Raw genomic sequence first — 24,698 nt, forward strand, 5'->3', positions numbered from 1 at the left:
CTCCTCAGTTCGTTTTTTGTGCGAGTTTACGCCGCTTCTTACGTGTCTCAGCAATCGCATAAACAATTAGTCCGATCACGGTGGCTACATAAGGTAATGTACCGATTAACTCAGCCGGTATCTTGAGCACCTGCAATGCATTAGCCAGTGCCTCCGCTCCACCGAATAGCAGTGAGGTCAGGGCTGTGCCTACGGTTGTACTGCGTCCCATAGACTCCGCTGCGATGGCAATCCAGCCCCGGCCAGCGATCATATCTCTGGTGAATAGAGATAAATATCCCATCGACATGTAGGCACCACCCAAACTGGCAAAGAATCCACTCAGCAACAAAGCCATATACTGAATTTTCACCACACTGACACCAACCGACTGTGCCGCATGCGGATTCTCACCGACGGAACGAATTTGCAGACCTAGTGGCGTACGTTTTAATAAATAATAGACGGCAATAACGGCTAGAATGGAAGCATATGTCAAAATGTGGTGCCCTGACAGAATCGGTCCGAGCACCGGAATTTGTTGCAACAGGGGAATATCTATACTAGGCAACACCTTGCTCGGCAAGGACGTAGATGAACCTTTGTCACCACTAAGCAAGTACAGTAGAAACACCGTTCCCCCTGATGCAAACATATTGATGGCAACGCCGCCGAGAATAATATGCGTCTTGAATTTAAGGGTGAAGAAAGCAAGCATTCCGGCAATCGCCGTACCCGACAGCACTGCGCCAAGTAATCCGATCCAGGCACTGGCCGTGTATGAGCTGACAACAACCCCCGCCAGTGCGGATACGAGCATGATTCCCTCCATACCAATGTTGATGATCCCAGCTCGATTGGAGATCAATGCACCTAAAGCCGCGAACAAAATCGGAGTAGTAACCCGTAATACAGAGAAGGCAAAATCCGTCGTTAAAATGACGTTCAGCAGGCTATTCATGCAGTTTGGCCTCCTTCAGCAGCATCCGATTCTTCCAGAATTTCAAGAACTGCTCCGCAGAGATCAGCAAAATAATGACTGCTTGAATAATGGAAATCATCTCGGAAGGCACATCCGACAAACGAGCCATCAGGTCCGCACCGATACGAATATAGGCGAGGAAGAGTGCGGCACCAATGACGGAAAGAGGATTGTTCTTGGCAAGCATGGCCACAAGTGCACCATCCAGTCCATATCCCGGCAATGCCGTCCATTGAAAGCGATTATACATGCCCAGCACTTCGACCGAACCACCCATACCGGCAATAAAACCTGCAATTAGGTGCACCAGAATGATGACTTTTGCTGTTTTCATACCGGAGTATCCAGCAAATTCGCGGTTGGCTCCCGTCATGCGCAGCTCATATCCCCACTTCGTGCGATACATGAAATAATGAGCAAGAACAATCAACACCAGCACAATGATCAGTCCGGTATGCAGCCGTGTGCCTGGCATTATTTTGTCCAGCTGTGCCGTCTCGGCAAATTTATAAGATACATTCGAGAACGCCTTGGCATCCCGCAGGTGATAATTCAACAGATACAAGCCAATTCCAAAAAAGATGCTATTAAACATCAGTGATGTGACCAGTTCATTGGCATTCCATTTGGCCTTTAGATAACCGGGAATAGCTGAGAGTAGTGCACCCACAATCGAACCCGCTCCAATCGCCACGATCGGGTGCATAATTCCGTTCATGCTTAGATGAATAGCCAGAATGGCAGCAACAATGCCTGAGATATAGAAGATACCTTCAGCGCCCAAATTGAACATGTTCGTTTTAAATAGGAGTGACACCGACAGCCCTGTAAACATGAGCGGAATTGCCATTTCCACAACATTGCCCATGCGGCTTAAGGTGGACAGCGGCTCAAACAGGAAGATGCGGATAGTCTCTACAGGCTGGCTGCTCACCAGAGAGATAATAATAAATGCAATAGCTAAAGAAATAAGAATGACTGCTGCCGTGCGGTATACTTCAAAATATTTTAATCGGATCATGGGGAAGCCTCCTCCTCATACTGCTCCTGCTGCTCACGAATCCCAAGCATGTAGAGACCCAGCTCCTCTTCGCTGACGCTTGACGGCGAATCCAACCGGGCGGCAATCTTGCCGTCATATAACACAAGCAGTGTATCACTCATTTCCAGAATTTCATTCAGATCAGCCGATACAAGCACAATTGCAGAGCCCGCATCCCGTAGCTCCAGCAACTTCTGATGGATAAACTGTGCCGCTCCAATGTCCACCCCCCGCGTAGGTTGCTCTGCTATGAGCAGATCCGGTTCGGTTGAGCACTCACGGGCAACGACTACCTTTTGCATATTGCCTCCTGACAACATACCGATTGGCTGTGACGGGCCGGAGCAACGAACCTTGAATTCCTCCACCAGAGAACTTGCCAGCTTTTGAATGGATGACATACTAAGGAGCGGCCCTCTATTCAGCAATTTCGAACGGTACCGGGTGGAGATCAGATTGTCTGCAATACTTGCCTCACCAGCTGACCCCTGGCGCATCCGGTCTTCCGGGATGTAGGAGACGCCGAGCCCACGAATCTCGCGGATACCGAGTGAATGAATATCCTTTCCCTTCATTTCGACCTTGCCGCCTGCATAGCGGTTCCCCAAGCTTCCAGTCAGTGCTTCTACGAGCTGACTTTGCCCATTGCCTTCTACACCAGCAATCCCGACAATTTCTCCTGCACGAACATGAAAGCTGATATCCGACAACAGTGCCTTGCCTTCGGGATCAACTGCCCCTAAATTCTGCACAGACAGTACAGGCTCACCATAATTCTTCTGCGTCTTGTCATACTTAAGCACAACATCCCGTCCAACCATTAGCCGTGATATTTCCTGTTCTGTCACATCTGCAATGTTAAGCACACCCTCGGTACGTCCGCCACGCAAAATGGTAATTCTATCGCAGATCGCTTTCACTTCTTTCAGCTTGTGCGAGATAAACACAATCGTATGTCCTTTTTCTTTCAGCAGCTTCAACTCTCGGAACAACTCTTCTGTCTCCTGTGGAGTTAGTACGGCTGTAGGCTCATCCAGAATGAGTATTTCTGCACCACGTAGCAGAGCTTTCAAAATCTCTACCTTTTGCTTCATCCCTACGCTCAAATCCTCAACCTTGGCCCTTGGATTCACGGACAGATTGTACTTGCGCGCCGTTTCCTCCGTCATGCGGACAGCTTCTGCATAATGAATGCCCACACCGCGTCTCGGCTCCATGCCGAGCACCATATTCTCAGCCACGGTGAAGGAAGGAACGAGCATGAAGTGTTGATGCACCATACCAATTCCAAGTGCAATAGCATCCTGAGGGTTGCCAAGCTTGATCTGTTTTCCTTTTAACAAAATCTCGCCTTCGCTCGGCTCTTCCATGCCAAACATCATCTTCATCAATGTAGACTTGCCCGCCCCGTTCTCCCCGGCGATGGCATGAATCTCTCCCTCCTGCAAGGAGAACTGAACATTCTTGTTAGCGACCACCCCATTGGGGTAAACCTTTGAAATATTACGCATTTCCAACAGTGCGCCGGACATGTCGGGTTGCTCCTCTCTACTAGCAATGTGCACAAAAAATGTACAGCCGAAAATGCATCAATGATCATGACTACATCTCCAGCTGTACAACATACACTCGGTTATTTCACTCCGATGATCCTATCCAGTAAACGAATGTTTATGCTTATCTTATGGCTTCACGCTATTACGGATCGCTTCGATCTCTGAGGTTTCCATGCCCATCGCATTGGATACCTTAATCTCTTTGTTTTCAAGTTTCTTCTTGATCTCTTCTACTTTCGCTTGCAGATCAGCAGGGAATACACTTGTATAGATGTCATTCTCCGCAATACCAACACCGTTCTCGACAAAGCCCATCACCTGGCGCTTTCCTGTCTCCAGCTTGCCCTCTTTCGCCTGGGTCACGGCTTCCAAAATCGAAGTGTCGATCTTTTTGATCGCAGAAGTAATGATAAGGTTAGCTTTGGCAGGGTCTGTCTCTTTGAGCAACGCAGCCTGGTCCGAGTCCACGCCGATCGCATACTTGGTTTTTTCCTTGGCTGCATCAAAAATCCCCAGGCCTGTACCGCCCGCTACGTTAAAAATCACGTCAACTCCCGAGTTATATTGAATAAGGGAAAGTTCTTTTCCTTTGGCCGGATTGACGAAATCACCAGCATAAGATACAGCGACCTTAATATTTGGATCTACGTACTTAGCTCCTTCAATGTAACCGACGAGAAAAGCATTGATACCGGGAATGTCCATCCCGCCCAGGAAACCGATCAGGTTGTCCTTGTTTGCATTTGGCATGTCCGACTTGGTCGTGAGCGCCGCAACCGCTCCCGCCAGGAAGGATACTTCATTAGTAGAATAGGACATATTATATACATTGGCCGGGGCATCCTCGATGTCTGTATCGTAGTTAATGAACGTTTTATCCGGATGCTGCTCCGCAGCAGCATTAAACATTTCTGTAATTTCAGAGCCACCAGAAATGACGATGTCCCAGTCCTCAGCAGAAATATCGTTAAACGTTGGCTCCCACTTTGTTTTGTCTGCACCCATTTCAATGACCTTGGTCTTAGCGCCCAGTTCGGACTTAACTAGCTCAAGACCATGATTAGCAGCGTCGAAGAAGGATTTGTCTCCCAGTGTACCTGGAATCAGCAATACCACTTTCAGTTGATTGGTCTGCTCACCGCCATTCCCCGTTCCTGCTGAACCCGTTTCACCTGTTGTACCCTTCTTACCTCCACATGCGGACAGAAGCAACAACAACGCTACCATACAAATTACCAACGCATTCTTCTTCATGTTCTTTACTCACACCCCTGTTTGTTGTTAAAATCATGGATAATCTGTCGTGCTTACAGCCCAGCTTTATAAATCATGTAAATTAAAACCTAATTCTGAATTGTAATGCGTTTTCTTTTCTGCTATAACCGAACGTAAAAACGATTACTTTCATTTAACATTCGTTTATGAGTATGATCATAACAAAATCAAGCCATTATATTTATATGATTTCGGTCGCTTTTTTGTACGATTCGGCTAATTGTCGAAATTAGGGGGAAACAATAATGGATCAAGTTCTATATGTTGTCAGAGCCGAACACGCCCGGTTCACACATATCATCCCTCATCGCCATGAATGTTATGAGTTGGTATATTATTTTAAAGGGAACGGGACATCCATGATTGGAGAGCATAACTACCATTTTCAAGCTGGAACCTATGCACTTATTCCGCCACACCAACAGCATGATGAGGATCATCGCGGGGACGCTGAGGTACTTTTTGTTGGATTTCAGACGGATCTGTCCGAAATTGCCGAGCTGCAAGGCATGCATCAGGATGACCGGGAGCATAACATCTATAACTACATGCTACAGTTGAACACGGAATATACACGGCGGGGTGAAGGTGCTCAGGACTACCTGAACGACCGTCTACACCATATGTTACTGCACTTGCTCCATCGTGGAGGTAACAGCATGTACCCTCTGTTCTCCGGAGATCGACTCCAACATGTGCTTTCATATATAAATGAACATTTCACACAACGTCTCTCCATCGAGATGTTAGCGAACATGTCCGGATATAGCTATGATCGCTTCCGGCATCTGTTCAAAGAGAAATACGGAGCCTCCCCTTCTCGATATATGCTAATTAAACGCCTGGACTACGCCAAGCACCTTCTTGCCAGCACACAGATGTCCATCTCCGATGTCTCAGCCGAGGCGGGATTCGTGAATGATGCTCAGTTCTGCAACATGTTCAAAAGAGAGACTGGTACAACCCCGCGCTCCTATCGCAAAAACTTGCAGATCACGAACAACTAGCACCCTTGATTTTTGCTCTGTGAGAGAGTGAGGGTGCCAGATGCTTTTTTGGGGTTATACCTCGCCTGTTGCTACGTTCAACTTAACGAACGAAAAACGCCCTATCTACTGGTTTGTTGATAACCGTAAACAGGACGTGAGATTGTTCTTATTTTTATGGATAGACCTTCTAAAAACCGGCACGCTATAGTACTCACCAAATCCCTTCCTGTCAAGAAATAATGTGCGAATGAGCGATATAACGAGTGAGCCCCCCTTATGCTTTCTATACAGTAATGAATTTCCGGATATGCAGGGCAATATCACTTTTTTCAACTCATCAAGTATCACGTAAAATATTGTTCAGAATGATGAGGAATTCAGAAAGGAGCTCGACATGAACAGCGTGGATAAAATCCAGTTTTCTCTCTTTTATGGCGAAGTGCCTGAGGCAACTTGTTACGGGTATATGGAGATAAATCAGGATGGAAATATGATTGCTCTCTACAACAGTTATGGCGAAGAGATCGACCTGTTTGGCGGGCATGAAATGGTCAAGGTGCGGACGCTTGGCAAATTCGATGATGAGGACCGCGATAATTTTTACTCCTTGTTAGAAAGTGATGGCGTAGGATAAACTTCACAACTTTTGCTTCACAACTAAACTTTGTAGATTACAAAGAAAGAATGTCATTTTCCGAATTTGCCGAAATGTTTCATGAATCTTTTATACTCGGCATTTTCTTTTAATACAATGATGGAGGGATAGGCATTTGTTATGCGTTGTTTCAACGAAGCGAGCAATCCCTTCTTCATCATGCAATGAAACTTTCCTTCCCTGTACTGAATAAGCCGTAATGGAAACTGCACCACTCCAAAGTATAAATCATCTTCGGCCCTCTTGATGTTCTGCAAATGTTCCGATCAGAAATTCTTTACAACTTCCGTATTCTGTTCTGCATTCCTCATCAAACTCACCGTAGCCCTCTATTCCCTTGAGTTCGGATACATGAATTTCCATGATCTTGTCAAAAAATAGCTCGTAGCACTCAGCAAACTCTTCCAGGTTTAATTGATCGGCGATACATCCATTCGACGTCATATTTACGTTTTCAGATAGCATCGAACGAATCATGTGGTCCTTACTCATCTCTTCTTCTCCTTTTCTCAATTAAGATTCATCAGGTGCGCATCTGACATAAGAAAAGGATACCACTCGAAATGATGCGGGATATAGGCAATGAATATCTTAAGTAAACTTTACCTAGCCCTACAAAAATTCCCGCTTCTATATAAAATTAAAATATACTTGTGCCCGATCTACAAACGTGAATTAACAAAGCAATATACTGAACAAAAAAAGCCTTAGAACGAATTCTAAGGCTTTACTTTTGTTCAACCATTATTACATTATGACTTGGTTGCTCCGTCAATTAGCTTGGCTTGAATGAGCAAGCGTTGGATAATTGCTGCGGTTTCAGCACGACTCAAGTTCTGTGTCGGTGCCAGTCCTTCGCTGTTTCCTTGAACTAGACCACTATATACAGCAGTTGCAACCGCATCCTGCGCCCATACTGCTATGGAAGTATGATCAGCGAAGGGTGCGAGAACACTTGCCGTATCGACTGCTTTGGTCTCTTGATTAGTCAGTTTCATGGCGCGAGTAAGCATAACAAGTGCTTCCTGGCGTGTTATTGTCTGATTTGGCCCAAAGCTACCATCTGCATATCCTTGAATCAGACCGTAATCAGATGCCTGGGCAACAGCTCCAGCATACCAGTCAGCCGCCGCTACATCCTTGAAGGAGGTACCTTCTCCGTTCTCTGCCAGTCCAAGTGCACGAACCATAATTGATGCCAGTTCAGCACGTGTCACCTGGGCATCCGGATTATAATGATCCGAATCCACTCCGTTTACGATCATACGTGATGCCATATCTTTAACCGCTTGCTCCGACCATTTGCCAGTCACATCGGCAAACGTTTTTGGATGCCAGATGAGTGAATAATCACTGTTGGTCAGGCTATTAATTACCGCAAAGTATTTGCCGTCACGCGAAGTGACAAAAGTAGGCACATGACGAACGGTACCGTCTGCATTGTGCACGACAGCTGTGGTCACTTTGGATAGATCTACACCATCCGGCAGTGGAATTTCACGCTCGACGTACTGATTGAATTGATCTACTTTTACAGTTTTACCGCTATACGAAGCGGATACCTCAAAGGAAACGGGCTTCACTACCAGTGTATATTGCAGCTGTGAAGCAGATTGCTGAGCCTGCTGAGCTACAGCATCGGAGCTAGTACCAATTTCCACATGAATTACAATATCAGACAGCTTAATGGATGAGCCCAGGGTTTGAGATAATTTATCAATGTTCACCTGACCTGCTGGCAGACGATAGTTACCGTTTGCAGACTGTACTTCCATAATCGCCTGTTTATTTTCCATGGTCTTTACCGTTTCGCCGGTCAGTACAACGGATACCTGTTGAACATTTTTATCTGATACCGGAATGATGATAATCGGCTGTCCATTCGACTGTTGCAACTGATCTGCCAGCTTTGAAGAATCAATCGTTGCTACCATGGTTGTACGTCCACCAATGGTTTGGATATTTCCAGTAGCAATTTGCTCATATACTTTTCCATCGACTACAACACGCAGGCCGGAATTAGAAGGTACAGGTGTAGTTGGTATGGTTGTAGATGGAACGTTAGAGCCCGTACCTCCACCGGAGTTGCCGCCGGATGAACCGGAATTGCCAGAATCGGCTTGAGCACGGTTAACGATAATACTATACGTGCGTGCACTTCCATCCTGAGCTGAGATCGTTACATTAACGGTGCTTGTCCCTACGGCAATCGGCAGATCAGGAGCCAAGTTATCGCCTGACAAAGTGTATGGCCCAGCCACCACAACTCCGTTAGCATTATAGACGCTTACTGTTACTGTATATACAGTATCCGTTACAGCTGCTCTTACATTTATACTGCTAACTGAGTTGGTCACATTGGCGGTGTAGTTTGTTACATCTGGTGAAAATGCAGGACTTAACTGCAAAGGTGTCAACATGAGTCCACTCAGCACCGGTGCACCCGATTGTGGTGGCTGTGCAGGAGTAGCACTCATTTCATTGGAAGCCTGACTCTCTTTGGTTCCAGAGACCGCTTTAATCACAAAGTAATATTTCAAACCGTTCATAAGTCCGGTTACTTTGTATTCATGCGTGGCTCCATCTACTACAGCAACCGGCATTCCATACATTCCTGGAAATGGACCTACAAATACTTGATAACCTGTTGCACCATTTACAGGCGACCAGGAAAGCTTAACCTCGCTCTGTGCAGCTACAGGCTGATTCTGCACAGGAGCAGCTACATTGCTATCCATTGCAATTTGCGTCCACCCTGTAATGACATCATCACTGTTCACCTGTACGACATATACATACTGTTCGGATGTAGCAGGGAATGGACTGTCCAGCGAGACCAGCTGGGAATATCCAAGCGTAGTTGCCTTGCTACCTGTAACCGGACGTTTATATTCATCTGATCCACCTACTGCAAATTTATACGTCGATGAATCGGGCAATACAGTGATCTTTGCAGTATTAGGCACCTCACCTGCCTTGACTGTAATATCACTAAGCAATGGCACAGACTTAGCAACAACACTGCTATCGATTGGGAAGTCGTTCCAGCTTACAATACTGTTATCATCCTCAAGCTGGACAATTGTCATATTTGAATTACCGCCAACTTCAATATCCTGATCCGAATTTAGCGGAATTGTATAATATGTTGTATTTTTATCGCCTACTAATGGACGTGGTAATGCACCAGCAACCGAAAATGTATAACTATACCCAAACTGTTGAGACAAATTAGAAACCTTAATCGTTCCAGGCTTGCTCCCAGGTACCAGAACAGGATTAGTCAGTAGAGGAACCTGTGCTGGAATCGCCACACTAACCTCGGATGAGTAGGGGCTATCTCCGTTCGATGTGCTGGCTTTAATGGCAAAATAATAGGTGTGCCCAGGTTCCAAATCAGGAATGGTATACATTCCATCTGTACTATCTACAGTAGCAACTGGAGACGTATCATAAACACCAGTTTGTGTACCTTTATAAATTTTGTACGACAGTACGGAAGAATCAGTTGTCCAGGTTAATAGAGCTGATTTTCCATTACGCTGTGCCTGTAAGCCAGCGGGGACTTGGATAGAAGGTGCTGGTGTGTACGTAGCTGCTCTAACTTTGGATGAACTTGACCAGAGCATATAGATGGACTTACCACTTGAATCAGGTATGAGTGTAGACGCAGAACCATCTGAGCTCTGACCATTCAATCCACTACTAGCATCCGTCCATGTTGTTCCATCATACAAAGCAGCTTTCATCTGAGAATTCATCATCCAGCGCACAAGTAATTGATTGTCCACAACCGATAGGAACGGCATAGAGGCTGACTGATTTAAAGTTGTAGGAACTACGCTGTCTCCTACTGGTTCCCAAGTATGGCCATCATAAGCTTTTAGACGAATAGCCGTAGGATCGTTCCGCCATGCCGCATACAACTTACCTTTATATTCTTGGAGGGAAATGGATACTTGAGAACTCGTTGAATCAGCTATGCCAGCATTACCCGATACATTAATCCAACTTCCATTAGCTGTACGCTTAGATACAACAGCATAATAGTAATATGGACTACTACTCATTTGCTCTGTCCATCCCATATAGAGTGAGCCATTATAGATTGCAAAAGTCTGAGTATTTACTCCACCATTGGATTGAAGAGACGCGATCGGTTGATCATCGATCCACGATGTTCCCGTATACCTTTTTAATTTATTCACGTATTGTGCACCGTTAAACTCTTTATATGATGCATAAAGATCTCCATTGTAGGACACTAACATATAGTTTCCTGTATTTAGTGTCGTACTCGGCCCTGCTACGATACCACCTGTTATCGATGTCCAAGTACCATTTTGGAGTTTTTTTACATAAATCCCCTTATTGTTACCCGCACTTTGTTCATGCCAGATCACATATAATTCATTATTATGAACAGTGATATATGGACTACTTGCGGTTTGGCTGTTATCCATATTAATTCCCGTTCCGCCATCAACGGCTTCCCAGGTACCATTGATTTGGGTCATTACACGAACACGAGCAGTATTTCCACTGCCCATCATCCCTGTAACTTGTTCTATGAACGTCACATACAACTGGCCATCGAACAATGCAGCGCTTGAACCTCGATAGTTTGCATTGTTTGATGAAGAACTTTTAATTCCCCCATCATCAATAAATTGCCATGTTCCCTGCTGAATCGGAGTAGCACCCACACCAGCAGGTGTTATTCCTCCCAGCAAAAGCAGAAAAACTAAGAAGATGCTGATAATCTTTTGTCCTCGTTTGTTGAATACATTATGTATGTTCAATCCATTTCCCCCCTTATTCTATTACACTCGTGTCGACGCTATCGCAAGTATATCATGCAATCTCCAAATTTTTTCATTTTTCGACAAATAAAATAATGTACCCAATCACAAAGCATGGAAACTAACTAGTAATCTTGTATAAAACTCCCCGGATGTTTTTCCTGAGCTACGCTAGAGTTATAATCAAAAGCTAAAAGCCCAAGCCACTTTTCTGCTTGAGCTTTATCTCTTTACCCACACTTGAACGAACCATTTTACTACTTATAGTCATTCATCGGCCCTTTATCCATGATCACTTCTACCATTTTGGAAGATCCCATCTTGAGCTTGGGCCTGAACTCTGAATTCGGTTTACTATAGAGCTCCAATGGGCTTATGATTACACCGTCTGGTGTGTTATACAGTATTCCTGGTACACAGGTATATATCTTATCATTGTTATTAGCATTCTTAGCCGAGATCGTAACAGAGGTTCCCTCATGATTATCTATACTCATCGAGACCTTGTATCTGTAGAAAGAACCCGTCCCATTGGACTGAGCTGAATAAACGACAGGAACAACCGCGAGGATATCATCTCTTAATCTTAATTTGATCACCTCTGTCTTAATGGCTTGATTGCTTCTCCCCACATCACCCTTATGTTCCACAGCACCGTTACCAAAGCTTTGAAGTGGCGGTACGCCCTTCGCACCAAACATAGCTACATCAATCTGCTTACCATCCTTGGTGTAGACCAAAGCGTAGATATCATAATCCGTTCCAGTCTCCCATGATACTGTAGCTGTAATCTCTGGTGTTTTATCTATGAGTACTGACTTTTGCCCTTTTTCGAGGTTAATCTTACCCGTTACCTTTTGAAGATTTAATGATGATTTAGATGATTGAGTATTTGTCTGATCAGCAGTAGCTCCACTCAGTGAATCAGACACTTTTGGTGATGGATTTGGAGTAATGTGAGGCTCAGCAGGTTTGCTTGGTTCGTCCGCTTCAACCTCAACACCATAGTTTTTACACAATCCTTCAAGCCCTGAATTAAATCCGCGCCAGATTGATTTTGCCTTGGTTTGTCCATTTCTTAGATATAATTCCAGAACTACGATTCCATTTTCGTTCGTGAAGCTGGAGGGAGATAACTGAATAACTGTATTATCAGTACATATTTCAGCTGTCAGATTTTTCACATTCGAAAATCCTGTGTTATGATCCTCTGTCAGTGTTATAGCTATTTTGGTTATCCCTTCAGGAACTTTATCCATATCGAAATCAATTCTATGTACTTTGGTATTGCCTGCTTGCTCGGATGGTAAAAGAGTGGCTACACCTGTGGAACTTGTTGGTTGATTGTAAAAAATGATCCCGCTATCTCCTTGCACCTTGTCGGACTCCGTTAAAAGGAAGGCCGTTAGTGAAACATCGATGAGAGTAGAAATCTCGTGGCTAATCTTGATACTCCCTTTTGCCGCACTTAAAGTTGTATTTGCTCCCATCTGAAGAAACTGACTCATTCAAAATCACTCCCTATCCATTGATGTCTCGTACTCAAGCTGATCTTTTCGTTCCCAAAGCGCAGAATATGTACTGACTCACTTATATTACCACAAGAAGGAAATACTTAGGAGCTGAATCGCTGCCGTAGTTATGAGTTGCTTTTTTCCGCCAAATACAGATTTAAAAACGCCCTGTCTACTGATTTATTGAAAATCGTAAACAAGACGTGAGCTGATTTTTATGCGTATATTTACAGGTTAATGTCTATCATTTAATCGTTGAATCGCTTCTTTGGTTATCGGTTGAAAGAAGTTTACCATGTTGCCATCCGGATCACGAAATAGCATTGAGCGGTTTCCCCAAGGCATTGTGGTTGGTTGTTGCACCCAATCATGAATGTATGTTTTCAGGCGCACGTATTCCGCTTCGATATCAGCAACATGGAACTCCAAAATGACTGGATGGTTCACGGCCCAGGATGCATTGGTAGCATCCACTCCAAATAATGCTGTGGTCTGGGTGTGCCCGATGGCAAGTATGCATGATGGTAAAACAAACTCTGCAAATACAGGCGCAGGGCGCTCCGCTGTAACCCCAAGAACGTGTTCATAGAACGCCACAAGACCCTCTACATTGTCAGTAATGATACGTACAGAAGCAAAATTCATAACAGATCATCCTCCCTAATTTTCTACATTATTTATCCCTAAATCTTGTTACTTACCTGTCTCCCTTGCTGTACTGATCTGATTATAAAAAAACGCCACTGACAACGTAATGTCAGTAGCGTTTATAGGTACTCTTTGGACTTACATATCACGAAGCAGCGACTTATCCAATTCGCCTCTCCCCAAATAACCGCTGCAGAGAACAGGACGGTTAAGGATTTCATATAATTTTTTATTATTCGTTGTATGATCCTCAGACCACACTTCGAACGAGTCGAACTCTTCCTTCGAAACTTGATGGTACTCCGGGGAGTCTGTTATGCCGGTTAAAATCTCATATGCATAAATGTTATTGCCAAACATCCCTACAGATTGGGCACTGCCTGTTTTTATGCGGACATATTCGGTGTACCTCACGATGATCACTCTTCCTCTCATAACTTCCGATTTTCTTCTATTGCACTTAAAAAATTCGTCTATTGCACTTAAGAAAACTGACAGAAACCGGCTACAGGGTGTTCTATTTCAGTTCCCATTTTGGCGAAAATATATAGCGAACCAAAACCAAATGGATAATTGCCATCCTCTTGAATCAATGTATCGGGATAACCATCTTCATCGACTTGGAAAAAGAATGATAGTGACTCTTTCTTGAGTTCTGCGAAATAATAGTCTTCATCCTGAATCAGTCTCGGATTACCGCCCACCTTAATCAAAAAGGGCTGCTCCATGGATTCTTCGTCCATGCTTCTTTCTCCGTGTGAGATGGAGTGTCTTATCAGATCTTTGTGAGTAAAAGACCCCTGGATGCTTTCTGCTGAAACAGGATGTTCAATCACCTTGATCGAGCAATCAGGATAGATGTTATTTTCCAGATAGCTTTCACGATTTTCAGGGATAAAGATCGAGATCATGCTCTCTGGTTTGAAGGGATGGTTAAGGCTCAGATAAAAAGCATACTTTTGGTTACCTTCGTGGATGAGTTCAGATTGGTCGTCAAAAAACTCAGGTGCATTACCGCCGATCCAGCCTGCTCTATGTTCACTGGTTAAGAACGGTTCGGCATAATAAAGAATAGATTCTACTCTAGTCGTCAACATATTCGCTTGATTCTCTATCGGCACTTTACAACTCCCTCTCCGGAATCTGATATTTACTTGTTTATTCGCATATATAACACTCATCTCCATTATAAAGAAGACTCCTCTCTAATCCACCTACGTTTAACCTCAATCCTGGAACTTCATTAAAAGTCAGGGGATAACACAAAAAAACGTGTCCTCTAAAGAGGACACGCGAGATGAAACCCATTCATTTGGTGTCTGGTCATCGGCCTTAACGCTTTTTAGCAACTACCGCTAGCCGGCCATTTTCAGTCGAATATTCACATGTGGACAGTACAACAAGTTTATCACCATACTGAGCGTTTACACCTGTGTCGTAAAGAGCGAGTTTTTTGATATTCTGAACATATGAATCAAACTCGGTGGACGTCTGTACATCCCCAATTTGATAGTACTTAAACACGTCATCTGATTTACGATACACTTTGGATAGAATCACAGCAACAATCTCGTACTCTTCCTTTTCGTAAAGCGTACTAAACTCGAATGTAGCGTGCTCTTTATAAAAGCTTTCACTCTTGTATTTCATTAGGTCTTTAAACATCCAGCCACTTTTCATATGATGTCCGTGAATTAGCAAAATATCTGAACCCCTGATCTGGCTATGCCTGTCCAAAAAAGGAAGGCCACCTTGGGTTTCCTTCTTATCGAAATCATGATCCAGATAATAATCCGCATCCTGTGGATTTTGCATGACAGGATATTCAATTCGAGTGCCGTTAATCTTCAGCCAGCCCACAATGTCCGAATTCCGCTCGTAAAGGACTTGAAATTCAGGAAGCATGACTCGCTTTTTCTTCTTACTGAACAAAAAAGAGGGGATTGCATCCCCTCCGTTTTTATTCGACCCTTCCTCCCACATGTTCGCCAACTCATCTATTTTCTGTTGCTCAGCATAATCTCGCAGCAGCGTTCTTGAAATACCGATGAGAGAGAATACCAACACAAGGGAGGAAATGGCGATAAGAATTTTTTTGGTTTTGCTCATGTTCTTACCGCCTTTCCGGTCATTAAATGTGCTTTTTCTTCTTGTTACCGAGCAGACAGAAAGCGATCGTGATCAAGGACATCAGTGCCAAAATCATATAGAACATTGGCGATATACTGTTGTCTCCTGTTTTCGGAGCATCGTCCAACTCGTTGCTGACGTTATCCGTAACCTGGTCACCTTTGGTCGCTCCATCGTTGCCATTGTTGGTTCCGGTGTTGCCCGTGTTTGTTCCTGGAGTACCACTATTGGTTCCGTTGTTGTCGTTGTTCGTTCCCGGAGTACCGTTATTGGTTCCGCTGTTGCCAGTGTCAGTTCCTGGGATACTGTTATCGGTTCCTGGAACACCATTATCTGTTCCACTGTTCCCATTATTCGTTCCCGGAGTACCGTTGTTGGTTCCTGGAATACCATTATCGGTCCCACCGTTCCCATTGCTCGTTCCGGGAGTACCGTTGTTGATTCCTGGGATACCAGGGTCGGTCCCACTGTTGCCAGTGCTCGTTCCTGGAGTGCCGTTGCCGGTTCCACTGTTGCCAGTGTTGCCTCCGCTGTTACCACCGGAGCCACCACCTGAACGGATCGGCTTCATTGGCACATCGTATTTGACAATGTCAAAATCTACAGAAATCGTACCGCTAGTGTGCGTTTCGTATCCATCCTTCGTTACGACCAGATAGTAATCTGCTTCAGGGAATACCATGTACGCATAGAATCCATTAACATCGCTATCCTGCTCTGGACTCTTGTTGTCGTGCGGCGGGAAATTCGGAACCGCTGGAAGGGTTACTTTTGTACCCGGAATGCGGCCTTTGTCTCTATTCCGCTGTGTATCCGCATAATACAGTGTAACTTTGGCTCCTTCAATTTTCTTGCCCGTGCTCGCATTTCCTGTAGTTTCATCATAGACCGTACCGTAAGGGTCAACTAATTCCTCAGAAATATTCAGCTCCCCGTTAGCTTTCACGTCGAGTTGCGTCACTTTGAGAAGTAACTCCTCACCAGTCTCCACTTGATAACGAACTTCCATGGTGTACTTCTGTTCGCTTAAGCCTTCCACGGAGAACGTTCCGTTCGAAGCCATTGGAAAAGCCTTAGGACGACCATTTTCCGTAATATAATTACCGTCTCTGTCTTTCAGGTAGATATACATATGGCTGGTATGCAAGCTGTTAAATAGCTCTGTTGTTCCGTCCATTTGTTTGAGCATAATGATACCTACAGCCGTGATATCCGCTGGAATGGTCTCGTCTGTAACACTGCTGTTTACATTTGCTTTTTGTGTAAACTTAACAGGTACATCTCTCCCGCCTACCCGATACAACTTCGTATATGTGATCGTGTAGTCCGTATCAGCTACGGCTGGGACTGCATATTCACCCTTCTCATTCGTCTCAATCTGAAGCTCTTCACCTGTCTTCAGATCAGTCACCGTGATGGATGCATTCGGAATGACTTCTCCTGTATTGTTGTCACGCAGTACACCTTCCAGATAAGGGCGAGTATTTTTAAATTTAGCTTCAGCCGCTTTTTTCTCCGGAATCACACCCGTGCGAACAAAGCGTTCAGGGTCTGTCACATAACCATCTTTCGTATAATCGTCCTGCGTTACCGTATACTCCAGAGATGAAGGGAGTCCTTGCACAATAAGTGTCTGGCCATCGGTAAGCTCGAAGCTATCACCGTTCTTGATCATGCCCTTGCTGCCATCTGACTTCTCATAGGCGTAGGACTCATCTGATCCCTCACCTGTGAAGGTGATGGTGTACTTAAACAGCTTACTCTTATCTTCGTCTTTGCCTTTCACTGTGTTGCTGATGAGTAGTCCGCCCTTCAAAACGCGCACGTTTGTGAATGGAGCTTCTTCATCCATGCCTTTCATCACTTCGGAATAATACCGTTCCTCAGGAGTAGTCATGTATTCATCGGTTGTGTAATCTTTTTGGCTAACTGTGTACCTCAGATGTTTAGGCAGGCCTGAAATATCCAGTGTCTCTCCGTCCTTGAGGCGGAAGGTGTCGCCAGACTTGATCGTGCCTGTACTATTATCCGACTTCATGTAAGAGTAACTTTCATCTTTGCCTGTTTCTTCAAAGTGAATGGTGTACTCGAACTCCTTCGTCTTATCGCCACCGTTGCCCATGACCGTATTACTAATAGTCAGCTTGTTAACGGTTCGTTCGTTGATGAAGTCCGCTTTATGATCACCTTTGTTCACAATGGAGCCGGACAGCTCTCTCGTATCAGGTGTGGTCGTATAGCCATCAACGGTCGTATAATCGTCCTCAGTCACGGTATAGACCAGATTCGCAGGCAAAGCAGGAAGTATTGCAGATTCCCCATGCTTGAGGACGATCTTGTCTCCATTTTTGAGCGTTCCAGACGTATTATCCGATTTCTTATAGACATACTCTTCGTCCTGACCTTCACCAGTGAAGGTCACAGTGTATACAAACCCTTTGTTCGAATCACTGCCGTTGCCTTCTACCTTATTGGTAATGGTCAGCTTGCCTTGGGCAGGTGTTGGCACAATCAGTGGCTGATCCGAGGTTACTTTTACCCCGTCTACCCAGAGAGGTTTTCCCGGTGTATTACCTACATATACTTGATAAATCTTTGTTGTAGGCAACCAAGTATTTGTATCAATGTATGTTTCCTTCAGCTCATAGTAGCCTGGGTCAGGGAATAGAAGATTAAGTTTCCCTAAATTATCGGTTTTCCCTTTGATCACTGTTGTTCCGCTGTCTTTTTTATAGAGTGTAAATTCTACATCTTTCAGCGGATTTCCATTCGGGTCTACTTTTCTCAGAGGCAACAAGGCATTGGAGCTTGAACTACCTGCTACGTCTGAACTGTCCAGTGTACTTTCACTTCTAGCACTGACAGCACTCAGACTGTCATCGCCCTTCAGTTTTACCTCGTTGCCCATTTTGTCTCCGGCTTTCGCTTTCGAAGGGTCAACTTCAGTTTGGTATACAAACTGGTAAAATTTATTCGGGTTGTTCATTTTGAATTTGAGGACGGTAGTCCCATCTGCACCTGGTGCAACCTCTACTTGAACTTCGCTATTAGGGTCGCTCAGGTCGAGGGCTTCACCTCGTTCCAGAGTACCACTAGCTGTTAGTTTAGCAGGGTAGACGGCCATGCTAGGTGATGTCAGCACAAGCTTTCCGTTAACTTCATAACGTAAGTTCATGCCTGCACCCAGGGTATCCTCCAGATAAACGCCCTGCTTCATGTTAAACGGCGGAGTATAGTTTACTGTCCATTCCAACACACCTGGAACAGGTTTAGTTACCGACTTGCCCAGAGTCTGGATCGGCACGATAATCTTACGCTGTTCAGAGACAATCTTTTCTACTCCACCCCAAGACATATGGAGGTCAGCTTTGTTATATACCACTTGCTTGTCCGTGCCATTCGTCGTGTATTCGTTCAAATATTCCTCTAAAGCTTCGTTAGAAGGTCTTGCCTTCACCAAGATAACATAAGGACTTTCCAGTTTAGAGAAAGTGAACGTTCCTACGTTGCCATTATGGGTGAAGGAGCTTACGACATGAGCGTCAGTGCCTGGTTCAATAATGGTCTTGGCATCGTTTCTCGTACCGTAATCTGTACCTGAACTGTTGTCGGAAAATCCTTTCCAAAGCTCATAGTCTTTACCTTCGGAAAAAGGAACAAACTCCCAGCCTTCAGGCAATGTGTCCACTAACTTCATATTACTAATGACTCGATTACCGCCATCTTTAGCCATTTCTTCTGTGTTATATCCGGGCATGTTTACCCCTAGACGGAAGGTGACTGTCTTGGTTGTCCGGTCATAAGCAGAAATCGTCCATGCATCATTACTATCGTTTCTAATGTAACTGTTAACGTTATTTGGGCTAACATTTTCAAGTGTGCCATCGACTTTCAGCGGCCTTGAAGCAAAGAGCATATCCTTGTTCAGCATACGCAGGTGAAGATTGGCATTGTTTTGTGCTTGTCTTACGTTCTCACCATCAATGAGCAAAGCGCGATTAGAACTTGTTTTGCCTACGTTGATGTCCTGTCTGAAAAGGATGTCCGGGTTGGTCTCCAGTGCACGGAAGCTGAAGGATGCGGAACTATCCGTATATCCAGTCACCTTGATTAAATCCGCCACCACTTTACCATCCACCGTTAAAGGGATTGCCTTCATCGTCAGATTGGCTTCACTCGTCTTCAGCGTTCCTGCCTTATACTGCTTCCAAAGCTGTGCGGAAGTTACATTTGCTTTGATCTTCGCAATGGTTTCTGCACTCACTTCACCACTTACATCTACGGCATTGTCCAAGACGTCCAAACTACCACCATGTACGAGGACATCATATACTGCTGCATTCGGCAGAGCATATTGTGGGGCAAGGTTAACCGTCCACGTGATGCTACCTTGATTATAATCCTCTGTAGAAACAGCACCTGATTTGGTGAAATTATGTGCTCCAATGTTGACGATGGCCTCGTCCGTTACTGCCACAGGCCATTTACCCGTCGTTACATCGTTGTTCTGTATACCAGCCGCTGTATCCAAATTCCAGTTGGCGCGAGGATCAATTCTGAAGCTGGAACCACTTATTACTTTACTTTTAATAAATAAATCCACTTTACTGTTAATATTTCCAAAATTATACACACTATTTGCATCTGGTGTAATGGGTGTTAATCCAGATTCGGTGCCATCCTCTTGCCATTCAGCCGATACAAAATTCAGCCCGGCAGGTAAAACGTTAGTAATCGTAAAGTCCTTTAACCCATTTTTGTTATATCGGTTAACTGTGACTTTCCAGGTAATGGTCTCACTCGCATGATCGTATGAAGCACTGGATTGAATCCAGTCGGGAGCAAAGGACATCTCCAGCCCAGCCTGTACCAGCATGCTATCGTCTTGTCTCAGTTCCACTTTACCATTCATATCCCGGTGGTTACGTCCCAGATTGGTTGGTGGATTCCGATACTCGTAATAATACGATTCCTTAGGAATCCAGGTTTTATATTCTACTTTTGGTTCCAAACCTGTTCCCTGTGGAAAAATGTAAGTCAGCGATCCGTCTGCTCCAACAACTGGTGCTACGTTCTGATCGTTAACTTTGAAGGAGCCCTCCATATAAATACCGCGTGAATTTCCAGGGTTTGTATTATATGCTGAGGGATTCGTATAAAATGTCTTCCCGTCTAATGGCAATTTGATCGTTTTATCAAACTGATCGGATGCGGATACGGTTGACTGCCAAGTAATCGTGCCTTCTACGAATTGGGCCGGTTGAATTCCGCGATAACTATATTGATCCCACCTGATCATTCCAGGCGAGGTTAACGTGATACCGTACTCTGCTGTAACATTTGGATTCTCTAGCTGATATGTACTACCAAAGATGTTGACAGGCTTTTTATCTCCATAATTCAATCCCGTTACATCTGCATCAGCTGTCGTTTCGAAACTGAAAGTAACACCTCGTCCAACACCATTGAAAAAGTTATCATCACCATCGAAGACAACTCGAATGCTATTTGGAGTAAAATAGGTAGTACCCAGTTGTTTAGTGCCTGAGTCAGTCTGTGCATACAAGGTTCTGGTCGCTGTTGGAAGCACGACTTCCTTGAAGTGATCTTCTCTTTTCAGCTCAATCCAGTCACCCTTTTGAATGTATTTCTCAGGATCTGCATTCGTTGGATTGGCATCATCTCCATTGACAGGTATCTTGAGCCCTTCCGATTTGAGCGTAAATGGTTGTCGTCCCTTAATAATACCGTTCAGATCAATGACCACATTCCCTTGCTTCAACTCCAGCGGAAAGGATACATTAGATTCCATAAAAACTGCTGTTTTATCCATTGGGACAGCTGCCAGCATTATGGAATTGTTGGGTACATCATATACTGCCTCGGATACTGAAGTTGGTTCTTCCATACTCATCGAGTCAGATTCGCTAACTGCGCCCATTCCATTATCGTTAGGTACACTCTCTGCATATGCGGCAGTGGAGAACATCACTGTCTGCATAACAAGCATAATTGCCAGAAATAAGGACAATAGCGGTTTACCTACATTGCGTCTTTGCTTCAATACGAGAATCTCCTCCATTTCTAAAATTTATGGCGAAACTGGCATACCTGACCATTATAAATTAGAGGTCTAACCAAATTCTGACCACCCGTATATTTGCCCTTTAGAGATGATATGTACTGAGTTGCCTCCATTAAATATGTGTTACATTTATAGCGTTATAATATTGGTTAAGAATCTTATATGTAAGCAAAAAAAGCGCTCTGTCTACTGATTAACAATCAGTAAACAAAGCGCAAATGAAGAGCCTACATTCAATGTTTAATTCTAATTTCACATCATATTTATTCCCTGCACACTGTCGATGTGGTGTGTTATTCGATTAAACTCTATTCAGGTATATATGGAAGATCCAGCATCTTCGGAACGTTGATCACATGTTTTTCCGTATACGTGAGAATACCCTCTGCGCCGTATTCACGGCCAATACCCGATTGCTTGAAGCCACCAAAAGGGAACCGAACATCAAGCCCCTGCACAGCAGCTGTATTAATCATGGTTGTTCCAGCTTCGAGTTGACGTGCCAAAGAGATGGCATCCTCTTCTTTTCCCCACACAGAACTCGTAAGTCCATATATGCTCTCATTGTGCAGTTTAATAACCTGCTCTTCATCGTCAAATGGCAGAACCGGAACCGTCGGACCAAACTGTTCCTCCACGACAATCGGATCATGAACATCGCAATCCAAAACAAGTGTAGGTTGCAGGTAGTAACCTTGTTCAAACCGCTTTTGATCGAGGATTTGGCCGAGAGGGATGACCTTGGCCCCTCGCTTTTGCGCATCTTCAACCAGACCATTCACGTACTCTCTCTGCTTCAGATTATTAACGGGCCCCACCGTCGTATTTGGATCAAAAGGATCGCCAATTCGAATCCAGCGATTGGCCGCCTCTATATATTTTTCCACAAAAGCATCATAAATCGAACGGTGTACATATACGCGTTTGGCAATCATACAGATTTGGCCTGTTGTCAAGAAATTAGAGATGACAATTCGGCGCATCGCTCGCTCATCCTGAACATCAAAGCTTTCCAAGAAAATCGCTGCATCATTCCCACCAAGCTCCAGCGTCATATCTTTAATCGTTTCGGAAGCGGCTTTGATAATATGTTTCGCTGTTGCAGTTCCACCTGTAAAGGCGATTTTCGTCACAAGAGGATGACTCGTCAGTTCAACGCCCACATCCGCATCACCATATACAACATTGATTACACCTGCCGGGAACTCGCTTGCAATGATCTCTGCCACCTTCGCCGCCGCCAGTGGTGCATATGGACTCGGTTTAAGCACAATCGTGTTGCCCGCAAGTAAGGCAGGAGCGATCTTGATTGTAGATAAAGCAATAGGATAGTTCCATGGACTAATCGCTGCCACCACACCGATTGGATCATAGGATACAATCGTTTTACCATGGTCATGCTCCTGAACCTCGTCCGCCAGAACGGATGCAGCTTCATTACAAGCAAACTCCATCCACATCAGCGAAACAAAAATTTCACCATGTGCATCATACAGAGGCTTGCCATGCTCTCTAGACAGCAAATGCACAATGTCATTCTCCGCTGCTCTAATTTTCTCTATCGCCTTGCGCATCCGAGTAATGCGTTCACCAATGGAGGTCTGCTTCCACGTTTTAAAAGCCCCTGCCGCCGCTTCAATGGCGGTGACCGCTTGTTCTTTGGTCGTGACAGGGAAATAACCTACGATCTCAGTTGGATTGGCCGGATTCTCTTTTGCTAACTGCGAAAGGGATTTTACATGTTGACCGTTAATGAAGGCTTCAACTGTAACTGTCTCTTGATCTGCTTGAATTGTCATATGAAATCCCCTCCCTTAACTCCATACTTCCTCTGCAATTTCCTTAACGTAACGAAGTTTACGCCATTGTTGTTCTTCAGTTAGAATGTTGCCTTCCTCGGTGGAAGAAAAGCCACATTGTGGGCTCAAACAAAGTTGATCAAGGGGAACGTAAGTTGCTGCTTCTGCAATCCGGGCTTTAATCTGCTCTTTATTTTCTAACTCGCCGGTTTTCGATGTGATTAAACCAAGCACGATTTTCAAATCTGTTCGATTCACATATTTTAATGGCTCGAAACTACCTGAGCGCTCATCGTCAAATTCTAAAAATAACCCATCTACATTTAAGCCTCCAAAAATAACTTCAGAAGCATAATCGTAACCACCTGTTGAGAAAAAGTTGGATTTATAGTTTCCCCGACAAATATGCATCGTCACAACTAAATCCGCCGGTTTATAAGCCAAAGTTTCATTAATCATGCGTTGCATCGTTTTCAACTCTACTGCCGGTTCCAACCCTTTAGCGCGCAGTTTATCATGACCAGCCTCTGAGAATAGGTCTGCCCAAGCTGTATCATCTAATTGCAGATAACGACATCCTGCGTCATAAAAGGATTGAATGACCTTTTGATATGCTGCAATCGTATCCTGAAGGAATTGCTCCCGATCCGTATAGCTGTTGGCGCCGTTTTCCAATCGATAGAGAAGCATATTCGGACTTGGAATAGTTTGTTTTGCCACGGCGTCCCCTGCATGTTTTTTCAAAAACTTAAAATGATCCACAAAGGGATGCGTAGAGAAATCGACCTTACCCACAACTCGAATTCCGCCCTTGCGAGTCTGCATGTTATGGAATTTAGGTCCATCAATTTCCTCATACAGCTCTACACCGTCCAAACCACCCAGGAAATCAAAGTGCCACCAGCTTCTGCGAAACTCACCATCCGTAATAGCGAGTACGCCATTTTCTTTTTGTTTCTCAATCAATCGGATGATCTCTTGATCTTCCACATCTTTTAGTTCTTCATATGTAATCGTGCCAGCTTTGTATTGTTCACGCGCCTGACTCAAGTTCGCAGGACGTAGGAAGCTTCCAACATGATCGTTACGGAATGGTATCATAGAAAAATCTCCTTCTAACTTTTAGTTTCCTGAGTATAGCATGATCAAAATGATTACCTGTAATATGAAAAAAGCATGACTGGTCATAGCTTTTAGCAATAGCCAGAAGGCCTTAGAAAGCAAAAAATCCACAACCACATA

At 44.4% G+C, this 24,698-nt stretch carries 17 protein-coding genes; 2 read left to right on the top strand and 15 right to left on the bottom strand.

From position 1 onward, the window contains the following. Positions 1-4: 4 nt before the first annotated feature. The 4 genes from MKY23_RS28170 to MKY23_RS28185 form a co-directional block, all read right to left on the bottom strand. Positions 5-940: an ABC transporter permease gene (locus MKY23_RS28170; RefSeq protein WP_123063838.1), complete on the bottom strand. Its 936-nt coding sequence runs from the start codon at positions 938-940 to the stop codon at positions 5-7. Continuing rightward, positions 933-1,982: an ABC transporter permease gene (locus MKY23_RS28175; protein ID WP_154889731.1), complete on the bottom strand. Its 1,050-nt coding sequence runs from the start codon at positions 1,980-1,982 to the stop codon at positions 933-935. The genes MKY23_RS28170 and MKY23_RS28175 overlap by 8 nt, the downstream gene beginning before the upstream one ends. Further along, on the bottom strand, positions 1,979-3,535 hold the full coding sequence (locus MKY23_RS28180; protein WP_154889729.1) for an ABC transporter ATP-binding protein: 1,557 nt from the start codon (positions 3,533-3,535) through the stop codon (positions 1,979-1,981). Before MKY23_RS28180 ends, MKY23_RS28175 begins: the two co-directional genes overlap by 4 nt. 150 nt (positions 3,536-3,685) lie before the next feature. Next, complete coding sequence (locus tag MKY23_RS28185) at positions 3,686-4,813, bottom strand: BMP family ABC transporter substrate-binding protein (protein WP_123063835.1); 1,128 nt, start codon at positions 4,811-4,813, stop codon at positions 3,686-3,688. A gap of 266 nt (positions 4,814-5,079) precedes the next feature. Here MKY23_RS28185 and MKY23_RS28190 point away from each other — a divergent pair, with 266 nt between their 5' ends. Beyond that, positions 5,080-5,841, top strand: a complete 762-nt coding sequence (locus MKY23_RS28190) for an AraC family transcriptional regulator (RefSeq protein WP_339834206.1) — start codon at positions 5,080-5,082, stop codon at positions 5,839-5,841. Between the two features lie 376 nt (positions 5,842-6,217). Next, positions 6,218-6,457, top strand: coding sequence for a hypothetical protein (locus tag MKY23_RS28195; RefSeq protein WP_339834209.1), 240 nt, complete (start codon positions 6,218-6,220; stop codon positions 6,455-6,457). A gap of 53 nt (positions 6,458-6,510) precedes the next feature. Here MKY23_RS28195 and MKY23_RS28200 read toward each other — a convergent pair whose 3' ends face one another. The 11 genes from MKY23_RS28200 to MKY23_RS28250 all read right to left on the bottom strand — a co-directional run bounded on the left by MKY23_RS28200 (position 6,511) and on the right by MKY23_RS28250 (position 24,557). Then, positions 6,511-6,639: a hypothetical protein gene (locus MKY23_RS28200; protein ID WP_339834212.1), complete on the bottom strand. Its 129-nt coding sequence runs from the start codon at positions 6,637-6,639 to the stop codon at positions 6,511-6,513. A 67-nt stretch (positions 6,640-6,706) separates the two neighbouring features. After that, a complete protein-coding gene (locus tag MKY23_RS28205) occupies positions 6,707-6,970 on the bottom strand; it encodes a hypothetical protein (RefSeq protein WP_154985181.1) in 264 nt (87 codons plus the stop codon). Positions 6,971-7,230: 260 nt separating this feature from the next. After that, positions 7,231-11,280, bottom strand: a complete 4,050-nt coding sequence (locus MKY23_RS28210) for an S-layer homology domain-containing protein (RefSeq protein WP_339834218.1) — start codon at positions 11,278-11,280, stop codon at positions 7,231-7,233. Positions 11,281-11,537: 257 nt separating this feature from the next. Then, positions 11,538-12,788 (bottom strand): TerD family protein, encoded by a 1,251-nt coding sequence (locus tag MKY23_RS28215; RefSeq protein WP_339834221.1) that lies wholly within the window; start codon positions 12,786-12,788, stop codon positions 11,538-11,540. Positions 12,789-13,028: 240 nt separating this feature from the next. Then, the gene (locus MKY23_RS28220; RefSeq protein ID WP_253498920.1) at positions 13,029-13,439 is read right to left on the bottom strand and encodes a VOC family protein; all 411 of its coding nucleotides are present in this window, start codon (positions 13,437-13,439) and stop codon (positions 13,029-13,031) included. Positions 13,440-13,580: 141 nt separating this feature from the next. After that, positions 13,581-13,856, bottom strand: coding sequence for a hypothetical protein (locus MKY23_RS28225; RefSeq protein ID WP_339834225.1), 276 nt, complete (start codon positions 13,854-13,856; stop codon positions 13,581-13,583). 68 nt (positions 13,857-13,924) lie between these two features. Continuing rightward, positions 13,925-14,629, bottom strand: a complete 705-nt coding sequence (locus tag MKY23_RS28230) for a hypothetical protein (RefSeq protein ID WP_261769291.1) — start codon at positions 14,627-14,629, stop codon at positions 13,925-13,927. Between the two features lie 145 nt (positions 14,630-14,774). Next, the gene (locus tag MKY23_RS28235) at positions 14,775-15,551 is read right to left on the bottom strand and encodes a class B sortase (protein WP_336121525.1); all 777 of its coding nucleotides are present in this window, start codon (positions 15,549-15,551) and stop codon (positions 14,775-14,777) included. Positions 15,552-15,573: 22 nt separating this feature from the next. Then, positions 15,574-21,636, bottom strand: a complete 6,063-nt coding sequence (locus MKY23_RS28240) for a carboxypeptidase regulatory-like domain-containing protein (protein ID WP_339834232.1) — start codon at positions 21,634-21,636, stop codon at positions 15,574-15,576. Positions 21,637-21,965: 329 nt separating this feature from the next. Continuing rightward, a complete protein-coding gene (locus MKY23_RS28245; protein ID WP_154985174.1) occupies positions 21,966-23,456 on the bottom strand; it encodes an aldehyde dehydrogenase family protein in 1,491 nt (496 codons plus the stop codon). Positions 23,457-23,471: 15 nt separating this feature from the next. Beyond that, the gene (locus MKY23_RS28250) at positions 23,472-24,557 is read right to left on the bottom strand and encodes a 5-methyltetrahydropteroyltriglutamate--homocysteine S-methyltransferase (protein WP_154985173.1); all 1,086 of its coding nucleotides are present in this window, start codon (positions 24,555-24,557) and stop codon (positions 23,472-23,474) included. Positions 24,558-24,698 lie beyond the last annotated feature (141 nt).

This window comes from Paenibacillus sp. FSL R7-0272, assembly GCF_037969905.1.
Taxonomy (GTDB): domain Bacteria; phylum Bacillota; class Bacilli; order Paenibacillales; family Paenibacillaceae; genus Paenibacillus; species Paenibacillus polysaccharolyticus.